The sequence below is a fragment of the Limibacillus halophilus genome, assembly GCF_014191775.1.
In the GTDB taxonomy this organism is placed as follows: Bacteria; Pseudomonadota; Alphaproteobacteria; order Kiloniellales; family CECT-8803; genus Limibacillus; species Limibacillus halophilus.
The window spans coordinates 2501-5920 of record NZ_JACHXA010000015.1 but is presented as its reverse complement, the minus strand read 5'-3'; the positions used below and the strand labels follow the sequence as shown (position 1 = coordinate 5920).

The window sequence follows — 3420 nt, the reverse complement described above, 5'->3', positions numbered from 1 at the left end:
GTTCGGTTTTGTTCATTGACATTGTGGATATGAGATAAGGAAGGGATACGCGGGCGGCGGCTTTGCGGTTGCTGTTTTGTGCTGTTTTTCTTTGGGGTATCTGGCTATGTGAGGCTGGGTTCTTTTGAGGGGAGCATGATGTTGATCGGGCCTGTTGCCTGGTTGATTTTGCGTATCCTATTTCTGCTAAGCAAGCTAACGCTCTGCGTTTTAGGACGCAAAATTGAAGTAGGTAACGGGACCTTAGTTGGTTTGGTCTGGTTGGTTTAGGCCTTATGGCCTAGATTATCTGGATTGGATCAAGGTCAACCTGAGAGTTTGATCCTGGCTCAGAACGAACGCTGGCGGCAGGCCTAACACATGCAAGTCGAGGGAGAAATCGGTCTTCGGACCGGTGGATACCGGCGCACGGGTGAGTAACGCGTGGAAACCTACCCCGGGGTGGGGGATAACCGCTGGAAACGGCGGCTAATACCGCATACGCCTTGAGAGGGAAAGATTTATTGCCCTGGGATGGGTCCGCGTTGGATTAGGTAGTTGGTGGGGTAACGGCCTACCAAGCCGACGATCCATAGCTGGTCTGAGAGGATGATCAGCCACACTGGGACTGAGACACGGCCCAGACTCCTACGGGAGGCAGCAGTGGGGAATCTTGGACAATGGGGGAAACCCTGATCCAGCCATGCCGCGTGAGTGAAGAAGGCCTTAGGGTTGTAAAGCTCTTTCAACGGTGAAGATGATGACAGTAGCCGTAGAAGAAGCTCCGGCTAACTCCGTGCCAGCAGCCGCGGTAATACGGAGGGGGCAAGCGTTGTTCGGAATTACTGGGCGTAAAGGGCGTGTAGGCGGCTTTGCAAGTCAGAGGTGAAAGGCCTGGGCTCAACCTGGGAACTGCCTTTGAAACTGTGGAGCTTGAGACCGGAAGAGGATGGCGGAATTCCCAGTGTAGAGGTGAAATTCGTAGATATTGGGAAGAACACCAGTGGCGAAGGCGGCCATCTGGTCCGGTTCTGACGCTGAGGCGCGAAAGCGTGGGGAGCAAACAGGATTAGATACCCTGGTAGTCCACGCCGTAAACGATGTGTGCTAGCCGTCGGGAGACTTAGTCTTTCGGTGGCGCAGCTAACGCGATAAGCACACCGCCTGGGGAGTACGGCCGCAAGGTTAAAACTCAAAGGAATTGACGGGGGCCCGCACAAGCGGTGGAGCATGTGGTTTAATTCGAAGCAACGCGCAGAACCTTACCAGCCCTTGACATCCCGGTCGCGGGATCCGGAGACGGATTCTTTCAGTTCGGCTGGACCGGAGACAGGTGCTGCATGGCTGTCGTCAGCTCGTGTCGTGAGATGTTGGGTTAAGTCCCGCAACGAGCGCAACCCTCACCCTTAGTTGCCATCAGGTTAAGCTGGGCACTCTAGGGGAACTGCCGGTGATAAGCCGGAGGAAGGCGGGGATGACGTCAAGTCCTCATGGCCCTTATGGGCTGGGCTACACACGTGCTACAATGGCGGTGACAGAGGGCAGCGAACCCGCGAGGGTCAGCAAATCCCTAAAAACCGTCTCAGTTCGGATTGTACTCTGCAACTCGAGTGCATGAAGTTGGAATCGCTAGTAATCGCGGATCAGCATGCCGCGGTGAATACGTTCCCGGGCCTTGTACACACCGCCCGTCACACCATGGGAGTTGGTTTTACCCGAAGGCGGTGCGCTAACCTTTTAGGAGGCAGCCGACCACGGTAAGGTCAGCGACTGGGGTGAAGTCGTAACAAGGTAGCCGTAGGGGAACCTGCGGCTGGATCACCTCCTTTCTAAGGAAGCTTCTGGAGCGGTTTACCAGCGATGGTTTATCGGTCTGGGAGTTTTCATGAGCAATGGCTCCTCGTTGAGAGGGAGCCTGGTTTAAGCTTAGCTGGATATGTCGGAGAGGCTTGGCCATTTGAGTGGCGTGGAGCCGCCGTCTGCGCATCCCTTCCTTGCCGTGTAATTCCCGTGCTCCCGAGGCGCCGACGAGGCGTTTTTGGGTTGCTGCGGGATTTTCATGAAAAGCCGGGCTGGTAGCTCAGTTGGTTAGAGCGCGCGCTTGATAAGCGTGAGGTCGCAGGTTCAAATCCTGCTCGGCCCACCAGGTTATGTCGCCCGGGTAGTTTGGCTCCCGGGCTGTACCGGTCAGGCTGCGGGGCATCCCGAAGGGGTTGCCTGGTAGCGGGGCTGTAGCTCAGTTGGGAGAGCGCCTGCTTTGCAAGCAGGAGGTCGTCGGTTCGATCCCGTCCAGCTCCACCAGAAATTGGTGTCGCGGGACGCTCTTGGACCCTTTGGCAGCTCCACCAGAAATTGGTGTCGCGGGACGCTCTTGGACCCTTTGGCTTGGGCCCTCTGGCTTGGGCCCTTTGGCAGCTCCACCAGAAATCTGGTGTCGCGGGGGCGGAAGCTGCTCCTCTGGGCTGCGTTGTTTTTTTCATGAAGATAGACGGTCAAGGAAAGTAAGAGAGATAGCCTTTGAGGCTGGGCCCTTTGGGGTTTGGCTTGAGGGTTTTGCGTTTGGTTCTTTGTCATTGTGGATAGGTTGTGTAGTCGACCCGATCGGGTTGCTGTGCGGCGGGATTTTTTCTCGTTGTACGGTTTATGTCCGGTTGGGTCGGTGAAGTAGCAAGTAAAGTAATGGGTTCTAAGCATCTTAATGTCCCGTTCTTTGCATTGGGGTTCGGTTTTTGCCCCTGTGCGGGACGGGTTGGATGGAGAGGAATCAAGCGTTTAAGGGCATTTGGTGGATGCCTTGGCACCGAGAGGCGATGAAGGACGTGGCACGCTGCGAAAAGCCGCGGGGAGCTGTGAGCAAGCTTTGATCCGTGGATATCCGAATGGGGAAACCCGGCCCTTTATGGGTCATCGCATGGTGAATACATGAGCCATGCGAGGCAAACCCGGCGAACTGAAACATCTCATTAGCCGGAGGAAAGGAAATCAAACGAGACTCCCCTAGTAGTGGCGAGCGAACGGGGACCAGGCCAGTGGCCTTCAGATTTTGAACCGGAACGAGCTGGAAAGCTTGGCCGTAGTGGGTGATAGCCCCGTACGGGTAGGGAATTTGGAGGCACTTGAGTAGGGCGGGACACGTGAAATCCTGTCTGAACATGGGGGGACCACCCTCCAAGCCTAAGTACTCCTCGGTGACCGATAGTGAACAAGTACCGTGAGGGAAAGGTGAAAAGCACCCCGATGAGGGGAGTGAAACAGTTCCTGAAACCGGATGCCTACAAGCAGTGGGAGCCTCCTTGAGGGGTGACCGCGTACCTTTTGTATAATGGGTCAGCGAGTTGGTCTTACGAGCAAGCTTAAGCCGTTAGGTGTAGGCGCAGCGAAAGCGAGTCTTAATAGGGCGCATTGAGTTCGTAGGATCAGACCCGAAACCGGGTGATCTAG

2 tRNA genes and 2 rRNA genes (1 of these 4 running past the window's edge) are annotated in these 3420 nt (G+C 55.7%); all 4 read left to right on the top strand.

The annotated features are described in order from the left end of the window. The first annotated feature begins 306 nt into the window (after positions 1-306). A 16S ribosomal RNA gene (locus FHR98_RS16535) occupies positions 307-1808 on the top strand. Positions 1809-2048: 240 nt separating this feature from the next. After that, a tRNA-Ile gene (locus FHR98_RS16530) sits at positions 2049-2125 on the top strand. A 79-nt stretch (positions 2126-2204) separates the two neighbouring features. Next, positions 2205-2280 (top strand) — tRNA-Ala (locus FHR98_RS16525). Between the two features lie 461 nt (positions 2281-2741). Next, a 23S ribosomal RNA gene (locus FHR98_RS16520) occupies positions 2742-3420 on the top strand; it runs 2078 nt beyond the window's last position. The 16S and 23S rRNA genes sit together here with 2 tRNA genes alongside, the layout of an rRNA operon.